Origin of the sequence: Pseudoalteromonas sp. MSK9-3 (assembly GCF_003590335.1) — a bacterium.
In the GTDB taxonomy this organism is placed as follows: domain Bacteria; phylum Pseudomonadota; class Gammaproteobacteria; order Enterobacterales; family Alteromonadaceae; genus Pseudoalteromonas.
The window spans coordinates 32,176-50,228 of the sequence record NZ_MIET01000006.1 but is presented as its reverse complement, the minus strand read 5'-3'; the positions used below and the strand labels follow the sequence as shown (position 1 = coordinate 50,228).

Below are 18,053 nucleotides of genomic sequence, written 5' to 3'. Positions count from 1 at the left end.
GATGATTGCCGAATTAGGCGTGAAGGAGCAGCATCAGTGTTCGCAGGGCTTAGGCATATCGCTTTTAATCACCTAAAAGCTGAAACGAGCTTTAAGAAAGGTATGCCCGCAAAGCAAAAGAAAGCGATGCGCAGTACAGATTACCTTGAAAAGGTCTTGAATTTATAATGTCTTTTCATGCTCTTGCCCTGGGCTAGGTATGCCCAAATATCAGCAACAGAGTTAAAACTGAGAAGTTGATTGGTAGTTAGCTATTTGATCAACAAGGCCACTAAAAAACATAAACAGCCGAATTAAAATAAAATACATGTATAATGATAATAGCCTTAAATTAGTATTTTTAAATAACAAAAAAGGCCATTTACTATACATTTAATATTAAAATTTAATGAGGCACCATGAAAGAGATTAAAAGGAAGGACTCCTTTTCTAAGTTAGTCGTTACAACCTGTATGAGTTTAATACTCACCGCATGTGGAAATAATAATGATACGGTAATAGATACAGCCCCCGTTCCGGTGACAACTATAAAAAGCGCGATAGTCGTTGGCGCAGGGTTATCAGGTCTTACCGCTGCCTATGAACTAGAGCAAATAGGCTATCAAGTTACTGTGATTGAAGCAAAAGATCATATTGGCGGCCGTGTTGGAACACTTAATATAGGTGACCAACATGGTGAAATTGGCGGTGAATTCATTGATGGTGAAACTGTGCATACTCATATACATCAATACGCTAACCAATTTGGTGTAGAGCTGGCTGACACAGGATACTCTGGTGATACCGAGTCTGGCGCATATTATGTCAAGAGGAAGTTGATAAGCTATACAGAATTTGACGATAGTTTTGATCCTAGTGTTGTTAATGACTATTATCGTTTTTACGATGAGCTAGATTTATTAACCGCAGCGATACCTGATCCAGATAAACCAGCAGAACTAGAGCAAGCCATCGAATATGACTTAATGACTACCCAAACTTGGATTGATCAATTACACCTCAACCCAAGCGCAAAATTATTGGCAGAACAATGGGTACGCGGTGAATTTGATGAGCCAAGTGACCTCTCTTTATTACATATTGTACAATACGCCAAAGTCTATGAATCGGTTAACGAAGATGACGTGGAAGCATTTCGCTTCTTAAATGGCGGTAAGGCGATGGTCGATGCCTTCGCTGACAATATTACTGGCACAATTATTCTGGGGCAACCAGTAACACAGATCACTCAAGTTGAGAATGTCATCTCGGTAACTACAGCAAATGGCGACATACACACCTCAGATGTCATTGTTGTGACTGTACCTTTAGGTGTACTAGATAAAATTACATTTTCGCCAACCTTGCCAGACAAATTAAATGAAGCAGCTCAAGCACTTAATTATGGTTCACATTCTAAGGTATTACTCAAATACGACACTCGATTTTGGTTAAATCAAGGGCTTGGAGGAGACACCATAGTTACAGGGTTGCCCACTGGTTGGACTTGGGAAACAACCGAGCGCCAAGGCGGCGAAGGCGGGATTTTAATTACATATACGTCGGGTGACTATAGTCAAATCCAAAAACATTGGAGTGATGAAGACATTATAGATGCAAGATTAGAAGAAATTGAATTAATGTACCCCAACTCGTCGCAGTATTTTGTGGAAGCAAGTGTCCATAGCTGGATAAATGATGAGTGGACGCAAGGTGGATTTCTAGCCTATGGGCCCGGACAAATTACCAAGTACTGGGGCGTATTCCAAGAACCAGTTGGACGCATCTATTTTGCAGGTGAACACACCGATACGCGCTATTTAGGTTTTATGGAAGGCGCAGTAAGAAGTGGCGTTCGTGTCTCTGAACAAATTAACGAGTTAAATCTATAAAACTCGTCTTAAGGCTGCGGCATATTGACTATTAAGTAAGCCGCATCCTTTCATATTATTTTACTCTTTGCGCAAAATGACATAGACGTAGTCATCTACTGATTGCCCACCAATCGATGTGTTTTTAGGTAACATCGATTCTCTGTGAAAGCCTATTTTCTCAAGTAATTTCCACGAGGCGATATTTGATGTTGCACATATTGCGATGATTTTTTTTAAATTCAAAGTTTCAAAACCATAGTCAACAATTAAGCGTAAAGCCTCAGCAGCATAACCCTTACCGTGCGCAGACGCTTTTAGCATAAAGCCAGTCTCAGCTACGTCACTACTATTAAAATCAGTAAGCGCAATACCAATATTGCCAAGCTTTTCGCCCGTATGTTTGTTATTAATACTAAAATCCCAGCTTTGTTTTCCACTCATTTCGGCACAAGTCCTACGTTCAAAAATCGTTTCAAGCAAACTCTCTGAGCGAGGTTCATCTACATATTTCATCAGTATTGGGCATTGGTTTAGCTCTTTGAAAAGCGCCCAATCTGACTGTTCTAGTGGTTTTAGCTGTAACCTGTCACTATTCATGTACTTCCTTATCTCCTCTATAAATATAAGCCTCAGCCCAAGACTTGGACAGTCTAGTGTATTAGGCCACTCTCCTGTACCTTTATGATGCTATTTAATTCGCCTTTTATTAGTCAAGTACATTGTAAAAATATGTAGAGAAAATGCTCTTAAATTCTGCTGAAGTTGGTAATGGCTATATATCATTATCACACCATAACGGGGAAATTTTGATACTTCCATCAACCGTATTAATAGCTAATTCTGTTAGAGCAATTCGTTTCAACACTAAACCACACTCTAATCCAAACACAAAAAAAGCCGCTGTTGCGCGGCTTAAAATTATTCTGCTAACCCATACTAGGATGGGTCAAAAGAAGATTATTTTGCAGTTACATTTAAAGTTACACCAGCCGCAGTACTGTAACCATATACATCAACGTACCAAGTGCCTGCTTGAGGGTTTTGGAACGCACAGTTTTCCACATTACCACCAGCATATGGGCGGCAATCCCACTGTGAACGCGTAGATGCTTTACCGTATGTGACATATAAGTCAGCATCACCTGTGCCACCAGACATAGCCACATTAAAATCAGAGTAACCGTCAGCTAAGTCAAATGTATAGCGTACCCAACTACGGCGCGACACATTAATATTATTTTCAGTTTCATCAATCGTCGGTAACGAACCACCTGGTGTACCAGAGCAACCATTGGTGTTCAAGTAATCTACCGCTGCTTTTGCTTGTACCAAACCATGGCCAAACTGTACATCACGACCCGGAGCACCTAAGTCCTCCGCTGTTCCAGTCAATACCGTACGAATTTGCTCTGCTGTACAGCTTGGGTGGTGACTCCATACTAATGCTGCAACGCCCGCAACATGAGGTGACGCCATTGACGTACCCGTCATTTTTCCATAATTTCCTGGGCTAATATTAACAGCAGCAGATGTACCTACATCAGCTAACATTGCTGCACCAGCCACATCAGTGACAGTTAAACCTGGGATAGTTGTTAGATTCGTGTCACCCAATGTACCACTAAAGCTGCCCGCTGCATTATTGTAGATAATCGCACCTAAACCGCCGCTATCTTCACAGTTTTTCACTTTGTCATGGAACGAAATTGCGCCTCGTTGGATCAAACAAACCTTACCGCTGGCACCAGTATCTTGCACTTCGCCCGTCGCAAAGTCATATAGTGGTGCGGTAACAACACCTTGGTTTTCCATGGCATTTGTTTCATAAGATACGCTATTCACAGTTAAAGTAACAAATGAACCATCACCTTCAGGATAAGCCGATTGCACATCAACACCTGGGGCCGCAATCTCTACTTGATCATTTTTTTGTGAACTAGTATATAAGTCTTTATTTTTATCGACTCCACCGACAGACATAACTGAATCGTATGATGCAGGGAAACTCTCTAAATCAGTTGGGTTTGATAATACGCCATCATTACCCGCAGCTGCTATTAATAACATGCCGGCATCAGCAGCAGCTTGCATACCATTTCGTTCAGTTGTACTAGAGCCGGCACCACCTAAACTCATATTCACAACATCAGCGCCAGCTGCCTGACACTTATTTACTGCATCAACTAATTCTGATGAATAACCCCAGCCACTCGCATTAAACACTTTAATAATATGCATTGATGGATCTGTGCCAATAACACCTCTAACCCCGATCCCATTATTCAGTGCAGCAATAGTTCCTGCGACGTGAGTACCATGAGGGCCTCCATGCTCAAACCAGTTACCCGTACCTCGGTCATTAGTTCCTGTTATAGTTCCACCATTACTCCCCATGTCCTCATGTGGTAAGTCGAGGCCTGAATCAATGACACATATTTTTTTACCGCCACTGGCTGCTGAAGCTACCATGTCGTCAACAAGGTCTGCTTGAACTAAGCTGATCCCATAAGGTGTTTCTTGCGACATAAGACGTCGAGGTAGGTCTTCTTCCACATACTCAACATTAGTGTCTTCTTGCAAGGTTTGTAACTGAGAGCTTGTTAATGATGTAACAATGGCATTTAAACTTGGTTTAAACTGAGCATTGTTAATACCAAGAGTAACCATTCTAGATTGTGCCAAATGTGACATTTCTGAACTTTGAGTCATCAGCGTAGAAGCAGATCCTGTTTTATATTTTACAATATAACGCTTTGGCAGCGGTGATTTACTCGACTCTTCAAGTTCTGGGGCTGCATGAAGTGATGCAGATACAGCTAACGAAAGTAACGTTGCACTAAAAATCATTTTGTTGTTTTTTTGTTTCTTAGTCATTTTAAAACCTGTTAATTGTTATTGTTGTCGCTAAAAAATGTATCAGAAAACAAAATAATTAACATTCAAAAACAATCCTTCATGTAAAGAATTGTTAATGAAAATAGCATAAAAATACATTAAACAATTTAAAACAACAACTTATGAATTTATAGTTTGCAAATTTCGCACAGTACATATTCATAACAAAGTACCAACTTAGAATATTTAATTTTACAAACAGTGTAAAACGTAACCCGAACACCTATCTATACGCACTGTAATTTCACATACTCCGTTGCTTATAACTATAAATAAACACTAAAAAGTATACCCACCCGATATTACTCAGATACGGTGTATGACTCAGCGATCTCTACTGGAGAATACTTCACAAAGACAGAGCTAAAACTCAGTCTGAATTAACTTCACATTATTTCACTTTACATATTTTAAATAAAATCGTTACATCGAAAGCGAGGTTAAAAATACAACATGTAATTATAAGGAATATACAATGAACAAAAGAAAATTACTGACAAATCTGTCCGCGTTATGTTTCCTGCCATTGTTTGCTATGGCTGCTGCTGAACAGTCTTGTCCAAGAATAGAAGGCTTTTATGCTACATGGGATTATCCTGCTGGAGGACAGCTCGATATTCAAGCACTTGCCACAGATAAATTGACGCATATTATCGTTGCTTTTGCTTACCCTCAGCCCGATGGTAGCCTAGATACTCTTGAGGCTGACAAGTATATTGATGATATCGTTAAGCATGCTCATGCTAATAATACGGGAGTCATGATCTCCGTTGGCGGTGCTGGTGTAGATTTTTTATCTATGGATGAGGCTGCACGCAGCCAACTGGTGTTCAACCTAGTCGAGTACGCAAAACTACACAATCTTGATGGCATAGATGTCGATTGGGAGGACTGGAGTACCTACAACCAGCCAAACCCCATTGAAAGTAATATGCTTCTAACCTTAGTAAAAGACTTGCGTGCTGCCTTACCTGAAAATATTGAAGTGACGGTCGATGTACAAGCTGGCGGTTGGTCAGGAATTAACTTTCACCCTGATTTAGATAAGTATGCAGATGTTATTCGTTTTATGGCCTATGACTACACAGGTGGCTGGGGTGGCTCACCAATTAAACATCATGCTGCGTGGGACGATATTCATGCGGGGCTTATTAATCCAAACCCCGCGAGTCAAAGTATGATCAGCAAATATGATGTGGCTAAAACAAGCTTAGGTCTCCCTTTCTATAATAAAACCTTCGTAGACAGTAAAAACGGCCCTGTTTCTAGCCACACTGCCCGCGACATTGTAGAGAACTTAGTCAAAGGCATGGGCGTGGATTACAACAGAGGTCAATATACTCTTGATAATGATGCCTATTTTTGGGAAACACCAGAACTGATAAAAACCAAATCAAAGTTTGTCTCAGACAATGGTTATCCTGGCGTTTTCATATGGGAGCTACATCAAGATGCCAGAGATGAACAATATAAGTTGCTTAATGTAATCGCAAAAGAGTTACCAAAATGTCAGCCTTGTGCTGAAACGTGGCAGCCTTACCCAGCAGTGTATAGCACCCATGATATTATTAGCTATCAAGGAAGTAATTGGAAAGTTAATGGCGGTCCCCTTCATAGTGTCGCGCCAAAAACGTTAGGTCATGAACATAGATATACAAATTTAGGGGCTTGTAAAAACTATGTAGTTAACCGATAAGATTCTGGTTACCGTAAAGAACCTGTAATGTACTTTCGCAGTCATTGATAGGTTCTTTATTAGCTTTATTTATTCAGCCCACTGCACTTAATCAAATATGGGTAACACCTCATCCATATTCGTTTTACAGGACTACCCACCATATAAAGTTTACCAACATCATTCAAAACTTAACCAATTGACCTGTTTCTAAAAAAGAGTTTAACAGAATGAATAAAAACAGAAGATAGCTTATTAAACAAGTCATTACAGCAACGCTTGCGAGTGCTTTTTCAACCCAAGCACTCGCAGATGACACACTAGAACCTTTTAACTTGCAAGAATGGCGAGATAATCAAATAAATAGCCCTGACAAACACCATGATATATTGATCCTCGGCGCGGGAATTTCAGGGTTATGCGTAGCATACGAATTAAGTAAGTTAGGTGTTAACTTCCAAATGCTTGAAGCACGCTCTAAGCCAGGGGGTAGAAACGAAACACTGCGCCATGGGAGCGAAATAGAAGAATTTGATAGAACATCATACTGCGAATTTAATAGAGACAAGCACTTATACTTCAATGTTGGACCAGCTAGAATATCGCACCACCATGAACGTGTATTACGTTACTGTAAAGAGTTGTCAATCCCTTTAGAGCCAATCATTAATGACAACCGTAATACATTTTTCTCTATCGATGGCGCATTCAATAATACCCCAATAAAATCGAAAGAACTTTACACCAGTCAACGCGGACTAATTGCATCAACACTGGCGCAAGCTATTGAGCAAAACTTAGTATCACATCTATTACCAGCACAACATAACGACCATATGCTTAAAATGCTAACAAGCTTTGGGGACTTGGATAGTAATTATCAATTTTCAGGCTCAATACGAGCAGGAGCAGAGGCTAATTCCGGAGTATTTACCCCACCTCAAGCACAGCCAAGTAAAGACTTCACGCAAGTTTTACCACATCTGGACAAATGGGCAAGGCGAATACATTTTGAGCAATCCAAAGATCAGCAGGCGACCATGTTGCAACCTGTAGGTGGGATGGACCGTATCGTAAAAGGATTTGTCCGTAATATCCCCAAAAAAATACGCTACAACAGTGAAGTTCTCTCAATAAAAAGAGTCCAATCAGGGTCTGAAGTGACTTTTCGTAACAAACAGGGCGTGATAAAAAAAATGACCGCAGCCCAGATAGTTGTCACTCTCCCTCTCACCGTGCTTCAAGATATAGACCATGATTTCTCGGCACCTATTGCACAAGAAATACAAAACGCAAATTATACTTCAGCAGGAAAAATAGCTTTTCAATCCGAGCGATTTTGGGAAACCCATGAGTATATTTTTGGGGGAATTTCATGGTTAGGATCTGATAATACCCAGTTATGGTACCCCTCCTCAGGCTTTGGTCAAGAATCAGGTGTACTGGTTGGTGGCTACATTTTTGATGGGTCAGCAGGCGAGCGATTTGCCAACCTGTCAAACCAAGAACGTGTCGATAGCGCACTAACTCAAATGCAGCATATTCATCCTGAAGCAACAGAATACACGCATAATGCCTGCTCGCGTTCTTGGAAAAACACACCTTTTTCAAAAGGAGGTTGGTCGTCTAACCCACCCATTGTCGAGTTTTCTCATCAAGATGGACCCTATATTTTTGCTGGAGATCACACAACCTATCTAAGTGGTTGGCAAGAAGGAGCAATAGCTTCTGCACATCGAGCATTAGAGCTATTGAGCCTTGATTAACAACTCTAGATCACATCAGATAGATGATATTTATAACTCAATTTGTACCCGCACAGCTAATATATCTGTTATTTAGGTATTTAAATCACCTAATGTACACTCATTCGTTCGTGTATTCACCATCCAGTACTATACTTGTTTAATTAACAACAGCGAGGCTTCACAATGAACTTAAAAGAGCTCAGAAACGGTGAATGGGTTGAATATAACAACCATCCAGTAGAAGTAATTGGTATTGATGAAATACTGAAAGTTGCAACAGTGTATGACCATCAAAATCAGAAGCAGCTTACCTTAACCGAAAATGATCTCATTGCAGATCCGCAATGTCACTGTGATTCATATCAGTATTATTAAAAAATAAACTAAATAACCTCAGGTTTGGATAAGGGTTTTGGAATAGAAAATGTTTTGAAAACAAACTTATGTACAATCCAATGATGATATTTTGCTCAATATCAAGGCGCTTTTATGCAGTAATAGCGGGCTATTACAAATGAAAGCAACGCCGAGAGTGAGAAAAATAGCTTTATTGGGCAAAGTCGCCTATCCAGAGCTGAGGTTAAATACACCGTGCACAAATATTATGTTTGTGCACAGCCTTATTTACCCTTGTACGAAACTAAACCGATCTAATAAATGGACGGCATCAGCACGCTCAGTAGAACCAGTTAAAGACAACTTTGCTTCCAAACTGATCCGTGTGTTATTCGAGTCATTCTTACGACTACCATGTTTCAGTATCCCACCATCAAATAACAAGACTTGTCCGTATTTAACATCTATTGGCTGTGCTTTTCCAGTGCCATAATCTGACTCCAACCAGAGTGTTGATGTTCCTTGAGTATCACCCAAGGGCAACCACATATTAATTTCTTCGAAATTATGCGTCATTGAGTAATCATCATGAAACTCACTGACTGGCCGAGTGGTTGGTAAATGGACCCGTATATCTGGACGCGTATCAAAATTGAGCGAATGTGCGACTTTATGTGCTAAATACTCATTCACAAAGCGCTGATACAACGTCACTAAACCAGCACCCTCAGCTTGGTTTTGGATCATCTCTTTAAAGAACAAATTATCTTGTGCAAATAGCTGCTCTGGCATCCCAAACTGCGCTCTTTGTTCAATAATGGCTTCATGGTATTTGTCGATATTATCGCACTTTAGAATACGCTGTGTCATAAGCTCTGCAAATGGATACTGCAGAACATCAAAATCAAGTAATAGCCAATTTTTGAGGGGGGCATGCGAGCACATACAAGCACGGATCAAACTTTCATCGACAAAGACTTTATTCAGTTCTAAGGTGCTAGGCGTCACACTTATCATGAGTTCACCTCCTGACAATTCAAGCCTTGTACGATGTGTTCAAAGAGCTTAAGAGACCCCAAACGTGTTATATCATCTACTGGCTTCGGTGAGTCAGCGTGTTTCTCGCTAATAAAATAGGAAAGGGGCTGGAAATAACCTTCTGTTTCATCACTATCAACATATCCTTTGTGAATATTCATTCTCATCACCTAACATAATTAACGATTTGTCTCTCAATGCAAATAGGTTAGAGACATTACGCGTTATCAGCAATTACAGAGCATTACAGCGAGAGAGGTTTATTGACGATTTCAGTGGTATTGTTTAGTTTTTAACAGCGAAAATTACATGCTAGTCACGTATATAATAGCTTGGTGTGTAGTGTGTAAAAGACTTAAACTCTCTCGTCATATGCGCTTGGTCTGAATAGCCAAATTCGTAAGCAACAGCAATTAAATTGGCAGAGGGATTACATCTCAAGTATTGTACCGCTTTATTTACCCGTACTATACGCTGATATTGTTTAGCGGTGATCCCCATTGCTTGCTTAAAAACCCTTTCAAGTTGACGTTGCCCAACAGGTAACCCAGCTGCAATACTCTGCAATGATTTAGGCTCACTAAAATATGGCAGCACACGTAACAAAGTGGGATTAAAATCAGCCGTCTGTGCAAAAATAGACATAAAATACCTATATAAACACGTTAATAACGCGTAAGGGGTATGCACAGTTTGTAGCATATCAAAGCAGACTCTCAAATTGGGGGTCTTATCATCTTGTGTTTTACCTGCGCACGTTACTTCGTTAGGTAACGGTGAAAACAGTGACATAGCACCGGGTTGTAAACAAACCCCTACTGCAAGCGTGTTTGAAGTAAAAGTCATTCCTTTTGCCTGAAGAGTGGCGGGCTGTAAATAAACACCCTGTGCATATTTTACAGAATCAAATGCGATATGGCCTTTTAAACAAAACGTAATAGCGTTACATCCATTTGCTTTTAAATACCGTGTAACATTGTTGGTATCAACACCTTGATGTGCAGCAATCCAAATACCTTGCACATACTTTGCTAATATTCCTTGTGGAAAGTAGACCTGTAAATCTAAGCCATCACTATGTTGCACCAACATTTTCATTGTGTCTTTACCATCCTAATTTAGGGGTTGAAGGCCCTTGCAACCCTATTCCAACTATTAATCGCATTAATAGCAAAGGTTAAGTCACATATTGAACGCTCATCAAGGTGCTCTCGTAATTCTGATAATTCCTCACTGCCTACCTCTGCATTATTTGTTATACGTTCAGCCCAATGGAGTATCGCTTTTTCACTTTTAGTAAATAATGAAGAATTTTGCCAGGCATTCAAAGCAAGTAGGCGCTCTACAGACTCTCCTTGTGCTAATGCACTTTGACTGTGCATCTCAATACAATATGCGCAACGATTCATTTGTGACACTCTCATTTTGACCAAATCCCATAATGTTAGGCTAAGCCATTGTGAATCATTGAATGCACTTTTTAAATACGCCTCTTGCTGCAAGAGAATATTTAACGCGTTTGGGGCCAACTGATGGTAATTTATCGAATTCATTTTATTGTCCTTATGGTTAAAGCCATAAAGTAACCCGCACGCTATCTAAACGTATTGAATAAAATCGACATAGACAGTAACGACAATACTAAGATGAATTGCAAAGACAAATATGAACGATAAATTAAAATTTACGCTGGACGTTCATTCAGCCCTACGAAGCTCATACTCGAAGGGCTGGCATCATGGTCCAGTACATTACTTAGAAAGTTACTCTGAGCCTAAGCAAGCCAACATACCTTGGTAAAAGTATCACTCTGCTAAGCAACGCATCACTTGGTCGTTTACTGCCTCTATTGCTGGCGGTTTATTTAACGCATCATACTGCGCAGTGAGCCAACTTTCGAACAAAGCAAATGACTCATGTTCATATAATGCTTCAACTCCCCTATGGATAGAAATCCCCAATAACTCAAACAATTTCACCTGCGCTTGCCATTCTTGTTCTGGTATAGCATGTTTTGAACCATTTTTATTCATTTGTGCACGCTCATACACACGCTTGATAAGCTTTAAACCATTCCCCATTTCTACATCATAGCTAGATAGCTCTAATTCAGTTTTAGGCTTATCGTCACTTGGGAATGTAAATATAAAGTCGGCACTTTGCGGGTTGACGTACTCAAAGCTTACTGTCTCCCCCCCCTTTAATACTGCTTTATGTGGTAAAAAGGTCAGAGGAATATTTAAGCTACATTCTCTCTCTGTAAGGTAGATTGAATCATACACTTTAATGTCTGTGGTGAGCTTAAAGCGATAGCCCGTTTCGAATCCCTCAGGTATAAGCTGCGCCCCTGAAAAGGCGCTGGTGTCGCCCTCATGCAACGCACGCGATTGGTTTATATCCAATTTAAAAAACTCACCCAATAAATGGTCTGTCTCTGCTTGGTTAACTAGCCAAGATTTTAAAGACACCTCTTCAGGGATCAGGACACCTGAGGGTTTTAAATATTGAGATAAATGCGCAAAAATAAAGACTTGAGGCTCTCGTTTTAATAATGCGGTCATCGTTTCAGAAATAATAATATCAAATACTTGAGGCTCTGTGGCTTGCCACTGTGTGGCATCGGCACACACAACGTCTGTAATATTATTGGTTACATCAAAGTGATTAATTAACGTTTTTACCGCGTCAATATTCTCTGGGTGAATATCAATCAGCGTGGCTTTGACTCTGTCTAATTTTAATACGCAAAGTAATGGCAGCAACAAGGTAGCATATGGTCCAGTGCCAGCGTAAAGCACATGGATGTTATCATCACTGCAATTTAACCTATCTTCAATCGCTCGCTTTACCCCTTGCATAAACTTTTGACTACGTAGCGTTTCTTGTAAACACTTCGCTGCTTGCACAGGTGAAATCGCCACCCCTTTTGCCGTTTTCGCATCGTCCCAGTCATTCATGTCATAATCAGCACAAACCCCTGTTTTATCCGATAAGTAATTCAATAGATCGTTAATATAAGGGGCCATTGTGCCCGCGCAGGGCGCTTCATTCAGTAACTGAGTTACGGCAGTTTTATATTTACCAAGGCTAACGTTTTCCATACTCATCCTTTCCAATATACGCAATTCTTATATAAAGATTTAATCTATCAAAATATGCAACAATAGCTATTACAGTCGCTTACACAGGGCTAAATAGTATAATAAGCACTCTAGCGATTTAAAAGCTCACTCAGATTGGTCAAACGACCAGCAATTACATGAATAACTTCGCCTTCTTTTTCAACTGTCCCCTGTACTTCTAACAGCTTAGCACTCAAATAAGCCTGTTTTTGTGCTCTGGCAGTGCCTGACCATATCACTACATTAATATTGCCACTATCATCTTCTAAGGTAAAAAAAGTCACCCCTTTGGCGGTACCTGGTGACTGTTTACCCGTTACAAGACCAATCACTTTTACCCAAGATTTGTGCTGTAAATGAATCAAATCGCGCGCTCGGGTAAAGCGGGGTAATCGCCCTGATTCATCCAACAATGAGATAAGGTGCTTATTTAATGTGAGACCAATAGCTTGATAATCTTCCACTAAATCATCAATTTCAGTTGCCTCTCCTACCGGCGCTATAAGTGATTTTTGTACATTGTCTGACACATTATTGTTTTCTATGTTTTTAAATAATGGCAGTTCCGTTTCTTTATTCATAATTTCCCAGCGAGCACTATAACGGCCATCAGTAAATGCATGCAGCGCATTTGCTGATGCCAAAGCTGCTATTGCACTTTGTCCATGCCCTAAGTTTTGTAGCTGTGCACAACTGGTATATCCACCTTGAGGCCTCTGAATAATGAGTGCGTGTGCAATATTAGCTCTCAGACCCTTTATTAATCTTAACCCTAACCGGATCACATACTGCCCTTTACTTTCACAAACACTGTGGTCGTAATTTGAGTGATTAATACAGATTGGTAATATAATGACATGATGGCGCTTAGCATCTTGGCATAGCTGTGACGCACTATAAAACCCCATTGGTAAGCTATTTAACAGTGAGCAATAAAAAAAAGCCGGGTAATAGTACTTTAACCAAGCAGAAACATAGGCTAATACCGCAAAGGAGGCTGAATGACTTTCCGGAAAACCATATTCACCAAAGCCACATATTTGCGCAAAAATTTGTTCTGCATATGCCGTGCTATACCCTCTCTTCTGCATCCCTGTGATCAATTTATTTTTAAATTGCATAAGTTCACCAGACTTTTTCCATGCGGCCATAGCACGGCGTAATTGATCCGCCTCTCCTCCGCTAAACCCTGCAGCAACCATCGCTAATTTAATCACTTGTTCTTGAAATATGGGTACACCCATCGTCCGAGACAGTACTTCTTCTACTGCTTTTGAAGGGTAAGTGACTGGCTCTTGACCATTACGGCGTTTTAAAAAAGGATGCACCATGTCGCCTTGAATAGGCCCAGGTCGTACAATGGCAATCTGGATCACAAGGTCATAATAACAAGCTGGTTTTAAACGCGGCAACATACTCATTTGTGCACGTGACTCAACCTGAAAAACCCCAACAGTATCTGCATTTTGCAACATACCATATACTTGAGCATCGTCTTGCAAACGTGTTATATCTGCAATTTCCCAGCGATGCCCTACATGCAACGCTATTTGCTGAAAAGCTTTACGAATTGCGCTAAGCATCCCTAATGCTAATATGTCTACTTTTAGTAATGACAAGCTTTCTAAATCATCTTTATCCCATTGAATCACGCTGCGTTCAGCCATACTGGCGTTTTCTACAGGCACAAGCTCATATAAAGGCCCAGCTGAAATCACAAAGCCACCCACATGTTGTGATAAGTGCCTAGGAAAACCAATTATCTCATCAACTAGCTCAATAAAGAGCTGACCTTGTGATCCATTCGGATCTAAACCTAACTCCACAATTTGTGTTTGCCAATGCTGTTGCCTATCACGCCGGTTTATATTTTTTATAAAATACTCTAACTGGGTCGCATCTATGCCTAATGCCTTACCCACATCGCGTACCGCACTTTTAAAGCGATAACTCACAACAGTTGCTGCTAATGCAGCGCGTTCACGACCATACTTTTTATAAATATATTGGATCACCTCTTCTCTGCGTTCATGTTCGAAATCCACATCAATATCTGGTGGCTCATTTCTCTCTTTACTAATAAAGCGCTCAAACAGTACCGAGATTTGTCGAGGGTCTACGGAAGTAATTTCTAAGCAATAGCATACAACAGAATTAGCGGCCGACCCTCGCCCTTGATATAAAATACCTTGTTGTTTAGCGAACATAACAACATCATGAATAGTCAGAAAAAAGTGCGCATAATTAAGCGAATCAATTAGGCTCAACTCTTTGGTAATTATCTTTTCAATGTTCTCAGGTACCCCCTCAGGAAAGCGGCACTGTTTACCTTTTTCAACCAAAAATCGTAAATATCCAATTGCAGTTTCTGACTCTGGTACCAACTCACTTGGATACTCATAACGTAATGTATCAAGAGAGAATTCGCAGCGCTGTGCTATAACCAGGGTGTTTTCTATCCACTGCGCTTTAAATAACCTAGTGAGCTTTGCTCGACTTCTCAAAGAACGCTCTGTGTTACACAATAATGCAGCCCCCATTTTTTTAACGGATGTGCCGCGCTTTATTGCACTTAAAACATGTTGCAGTCGTTGCCGTGTCGCGCTGTGCATTAATACGCCCCCACATGCACTCATTGGTAATGAATAGTGCTCGCTTAATCGTTCACAGTGGGCTAAATACGCATCATCATTGTGTAACAAGTGCCGCTGTACACCAATCCATAAACGTTCGCCATAGTGTTGTTGTAGCCACTTTGCCCAATGATGATCTCGCTTAGAAAAACTGGGTAACCAAATAACAATACCGTGTTTTATCGACATCAAATCCCATAGCGCTAATTCATATTGGCCTTTTTCGCTGCGTTTACGTGCATTACTTATCACTCGACATAACTCTGAGTACGCTTGCCGATCAGGACAGATCACCACCACTTTTAAGTCTTGAAAACACAGTAAACTCCCCATGATCAACTTAACGCCCAGCTGATGCTTTTTTATCGCAGTATGCGCCCTAACGACTCCAGCCACTGAGCATTCATCACATATGGCGATCGCTTCATACCCTAAAAAGTCAGCCTGCTTAACCAACTCCTCTGGGTGTGAAGCCCCTTGTAAAAATGAAAAGTTGCTCTGGCAGAATAATTCAGCGTAACGCATCAATGAAACACACCGTGTATATACCAGTTCTGGGTTGGATCTCTAAACACCCATAACCAACGCCCGCTTTGTTCTTTAACCACAAAATAATCTCTGATAATAGGTTGTGCATCCCACCAGCCTGTAGATATTCGCTCCGGTCCTTGTTGAATATGTATTTTACTGTTCAAGGGCTCAGGATTTAACAACATTGTCGGTCTGACTAATGAAGGCTCCCGTGGTACGTCGTTACCATGGCATAATGGCTCTATAAAGCCACTTGCCTTTTCAGGCCGGTGATCAGCATAAACTTCTACACCTTGTATTGCGTCGCCCCCTAACTTTGCTTGCAAAATAGAAATCAATGATGCAGCTGAACCACCTTTGTGCTGTTTCTCGAACAAATCACCGCACCCACTTTGACGCTCTGCGATACGCTGAGCACTTAAGGTGATCCCCTGAACAGGCGCAGTCAGTTGATGATTTGAAAACACGAACTCACACAGCATTAGCCACTTTTCAGCCCTATACTCTCCCTCTTTTGCATAAACATGTAATATGGCTGGGGTCTTATCTCTGTGCTGCAGTTCAATCGTAAGTTGATATGCTACTTTTTCACGACCTAATAAAAAGTCTTCTAATTGATGCAGTAATGTATGTAATGGTTTACTTAACCACGCAGTGTTTTCAGCTTCAAAAAGCAACTCTACATAACGTGAAAAAGACTCTGGAGGCTGATAGAAGTTAACGGGCTCTTTAAACTGCCCTAGTAAGCGGCCAACATAATGCACCAGCTGAGCATCAAACCGTTTTGCTAATTGTGCCATAGGGATGTTGAGCAATGCTTCGAACGTATGAACACCGACTCTCGTTAACTGCTCGCTGATTGTAGAAGGTAAATCACTTTCATATAATGCGTGTGACTTTACTTGATGCAACAGCATACTGCTATCGTCTGTGATCAAATTAACTTTATTTTTTGCCAGTAAACGTGCTGCTAAAGGTGAATAACCGCTAGCATAGCTGTAACATACCTTCAAACGCTGTAAAACCGCTTGAATACACTGCCAATATGCTTCTAGTCCTTGATACAAATTCAGCATATTACTCACTCTCAGTAATATGCCATTATGCGACACAAGGCTAATATCACAAGTGACTTGATATAAACTGTGGGCAATCTCTTTTAGCTTGTTTTTTTCAAACATACAGTCGTATGGCTGCACTTGTAAATGCTGACATAATGCCGCTGCAGCACCTAACCCTAATCCAACATCAACTCCCTGAGCACGCGCTTTATTGCACACTTGAATAATGCGGTTATCACTTGCATCGACAATAACAACTGGCTGCTCACTTGCTTCACAAAAAGTACTATCCAGTTGTAACTGCGTAAAATGTAAATATATCCACAAAGTCACGGTGATACCCACTTTCGATGCTCTGATAACGAGATCACCTTGTCTGCTTTAGGTGGTTGATATAGTTCAGGCCAATAACTTTCTAGCATTAAAACAAAACGCGACTTCGACCAACCGCCTTTTTGCTTATTAATAGAAACCTCTAACCCTTTATTATGCGCAGCGAACTTTAAGCATAAAGACACAGGTAAAGATAAATGCGAGCTTGTATTATTACGCATCATAAATTGCAAAGCCCCTCCTTGCTCTGCAGCCAATTGCAAACGTTTAATTTGATGTATTGCGAGCCTATCTTGCCAAAGTATTACACTGCTACAGGCTCCACTTTTAAGGCACTGCTCTGCGCTCCATAAAGCGTCTATGTCATTAGACGGGTGAACAACAAGTAATCGAGTCGTATCAAATCCTAAGTGAAATAATCCATGCCCATTAACGTAACCCGGCGGATTAATAAATACCGTTAACCGCTCTTGTTGTTTTAAATACGGCAATAAGACTCGTATCTCTCCAATACCGTGTGGTGCTTGTATATCAATTACACCATGCTTGGGGAGCCCACCTTGCAAATACTCATCAAATGTTTTTATTCCCGTACTGACACGCTCAACATTGCTTAACTGTTCGTTGCCATGCCACACCAACTGTTGGCATTGTAATAGGTCAATCAAGTCGCTCATACATTGCTTCAAAAAATACTGTACACATATACAGTATAAATAATCACAACGGATCTGCAAGGTTTGCTGCACTCCAGCAAACCTCTTATTTCAATAAATGTATGACGGTAAAGTGTAACTTACTGATTATGAGCGAGTGAGAGCCATTTGC

Annotated in this window: 14 protein-coding genes; 4 read left to right on the top strand and 10 right to left on the bottom strand. The window is 40.6% G+C overall.

The window, feature by feature from the left end; genetic code table 11:
* The first annotated feature begins 398 nt into the window (after window positions 1-398).
* Complete coding sequence (locus BGP78_RS01335; RefSeq protein ID WP_119859720.1) at window positions 399-1,871, top strand: flavin monoamine oxidase family protein; 1,473 nt, start codon at window positions 399-401, stop codon at window positions 1,869-1,871.
* Window positions 1,872-1,931: 60 nt separating this feature from the next.
* On the opposite strand, the gene BGP78_RS01330 is transcribed toward BGP78_RS01335, so the two are convergent.
* Together BGP78_RS01330 and BGP78_RS01325 are read right to left on the bottom strand one after the other, a co-directional pair.
* The gene (locus BGP78_RS01330; protein WP_119859719.1) at window positions 1,932-2,450 is read right to left on the bottom strand and encodes a GNAT family N-acetyltransferase; all 519 of its coding nucleotides are present in this window, start codon (window positions 2,448-2,450) and stop codon (window positions 1,932-1,934) included.
* A 360-nt stretch (window positions 2,451-2,810) separates the two neighbouring features.
* Window positions 2,811-4,727, bottom strand: coding sequence for a S8 family serine peptidase (locus BGP78_RS01325; RefSeq protein WP_119859718.1), 1,917 nt, complete (start codon window positions 4,725-4,727; stop codon window positions 2,811-2,813).
* 496 nt (window positions 4,728-5,223) lie between these two features.
* On the opposite strand from BGP78_RS01325, the gene BGP78_RS01320 reads away from it, so the two are divergent.
* The 3 genes from BGP78_RS01320 (at window position 5,224) to BGP78_RS01310 (ending at window position 8,546) form a co-directional block, all read left to right on the top strand.
* A complete protein-coding gene (locus BGP78_RS01320) occupies window positions 5,224-6,444 on the top strand; it encodes a glycoside hydrolase family 18 protein (RefSeq protein ID WP_119859717.1) in 1,221 nt (406 codons plus the stop codon).
* Window positions 6,445-6,758: 314 nt separating this feature from the next.
* Window positions 6,759-8,189 carry an FAD-dependent oxidoreductase gene (locus BGP78_RS01315; protein ID WP_182912194.1) on the top strand — a complete coding sequence of 477 codons (1,431 nt, stop codon included), beginning with the start codon at window positions 6,759-6,761 and terminating at the stop codon, window positions 8,187-8,189.
* 165 nt (window positions 8,190-8,354) lie between these two features.
* Entirely contained in the window at window positions 8,355-8,546 is a 192-nt protein-coding gene (locus BGP78_RS01310; protein ID WP_119859715.1) for a hypothetical protein, read from the top strand.
* 249 nt (window positions 8,547-8,795) lie between these two features.
* Here the strand turns inward: BGP78_RS01310 and BGP78_RS01305 are convergent, their stop codons facing one another.
* The 8 genes from BGP78_RS01305 to imuA form a co-directional block, all read right to left on the bottom strand.
* The gene (locus BGP78_RS01305; RefSeq protein ID WP_119859714.1) at window positions 8,796-9,524 is read right to left on the bottom strand and encodes a hypothetical protein; all 729 of its coding nucleotides are present in this window, start codon (window positions 9,522-9,524) and stop codon (window positions 8,796-8,798) included.
* Window positions 9,521-9,706 (bottom strand): hypothetical protein, encoded by a 186-nt coding sequence (locus tag BGP78_RS01300; protein WP_119859713.1) that lies wholly within the window; start codon window positions 9,704-9,706, stop codon window positions 9,521-9,523. The genes BGP78_RS01305 and BGP78_RS01300 overlap by 4 nt, the downstream gene beginning before the upstream one ends.
* Window positions 9,707-9,857: 151 nt before the next feature.
* Window positions 9,858-10,643, bottom strand: coding sequence for a helix-turn-helix domain-containing protein (locus BGP78_RS01295; protein WP_119859712.1), 786 nt, complete (start codon window positions 10,641-10,643; stop codon window positions 9,858-9,860).
* A 20-nt stretch (window positions 10,644-10,663) separates the two neighbouring features.
* Window positions 10,664-11,098 (bottom strand): carboxymuconolactone decarboxylase family protein, encoded by a 435-nt coding sequence (locus tag BGP78_RS01290; protein WP_119859711.1) that lies wholly within the window; start codon window positions 11,096-11,098, stop codon window positions 10,664-10,666.
* Between the two features lie 252 nt (window positions 11,099-11,350).
* On the bottom strand, window positions 11,351-12,646 hold the full coding sequence (locus tag BGP78_RS01285) for a class I SAM-dependent methyltransferase (RefSeq protein ID WP_119859710.1): 1,296 nt from the start codon (window positions 12,644-12,646) through the stop codon (window positions 11,351-11,353).
* A 110-nt stretch (window positions 12,647-12,756) separates the two neighbouring features.
* Window positions 12,757-15,825 (bottom strand): error-prone DNA polymerase, encoded by a 3,069-nt coding sequence (locus BGP78_RS01280; RefSeq protein ID WP_119859709.1) that lies wholly within the window; start codon window positions 15,823-15,825, stop codon window positions 12,757-12,759.
* Complete coding sequence (locus BGP78_RS01275) at window positions 15,825-17,225, bottom strand: DNA polymerase Y family protein (protein ID WP_182912193.1); 1,401 nt, start codon at window positions 17,223-17,225, stop codon at window positions 15,825-15,827. Before BGP78_RS01275 ends, BGP78_RS01280 begins: the two co-directional genes overlap by 1 nt.
* Window positions 17,222-17,902, bottom strand: a complete 681-nt coding sequence (gene imuA, locus BGP78_RS01270) for a translesion DNA synthesis-associated protein ImuA (protein ID WP_119859707.1) — start codon at window positions 17,900-17,902, stop codon at window positions 17,222-17,224. Before imuA ends, BGP78_RS01275 begins: the two co-directional genes overlap by 4 nt.
* Window positions 17,903-18,053 lie beyond the last annotated feature (151 nt).

Excerpts from the sequence above, each read along its gene's own strand:
- BGP78_RS01280 (WP_119859709.1), bottom strand. The coding sequence starts at position 15,825 with ATGCGTTACGCTGAATTATTCTGCCAGAGCAACTTTTCATTTTTACAA.
- BGP78_RS01300 (WP_119859713.1), bottom strand. The coding sequence starts at position 9,706 with ATGAATATTCACAAAGGATATGTTGATAGTGATGAAACAGAAGGTTAT.
- BGP78_RS01295 (WP_119859712.1), bottom strand. The coding sequence starts at position 10,643 with ATGAAAATGTTGGTGCAACATAGTGATGGCTTAGATTTACAGGTCTAC.
- BGP78_RS01335 (WP_119859720.1), top strand. The coding sequence starts at position 399 with ATGAAAGAGATTAAAAGGAAGGACTCCTTTTCTAAGTTAGTCGTTACA.
- BGP78_RS01310 (WP_119859715.1), top strand. The coding sequence starts at position 8,355 with ATGAACTTAAAAGAGCTCAGAAACGGTGAATGGGTTGAATATAACAAC.
- BGP78_RS01325 (WP_119859718.1), bottom strand. The coding sequence starts at position 4,727 with ATGACTAAGAAACAAAAAAACAACAAAATGATTTTTAGTGCAACGTTA.
- BGP78_RS01305 (WP_119859714.1), bottom strand. The coding sequence starts at position 9,524 with ATGATAAGTGTGACGCCTAGCACCTTAGAACTGAATAAAGTCTTTGTC.
- BGP78_RS01285 (WP_119859710.1), bottom strand. The coding sequence starts at position 12,646 with ATGGAAAACGTTAGCCTTGGTAAATATAAAACTGCCGTAACTCAGTTA.
- BGP78_RS01330 (WP_119859719.1), bottom strand. The coding sequence starts at position 2,450 with ATGAATAGTGACAGGTTACAGCTAAAACCACTAGAACAGTCAGATTGG.
- BGP78_RS01290 (WP_119859711.1), bottom strand. The coding sequence starts at position 11,098 with ATGAATTCGATAAATTACCATCAGTTGGCCCCAAACGCGTTAAATATT.
- imuA (WP_119859707.1), bottom strand. The coding sequence starts at position 17,902 with ATGAGCGACTTGATTGACCTATTACAATGCCAACAGTTGGTGTGGCAT.
- BGP78_RS01320 (WP_119859717.1), top strand. The coding sequence starts at position 5,224 with ATGAACAAAAGAAAATTACTGACAAATCTGTCCGCGTTATGTTTCCTG.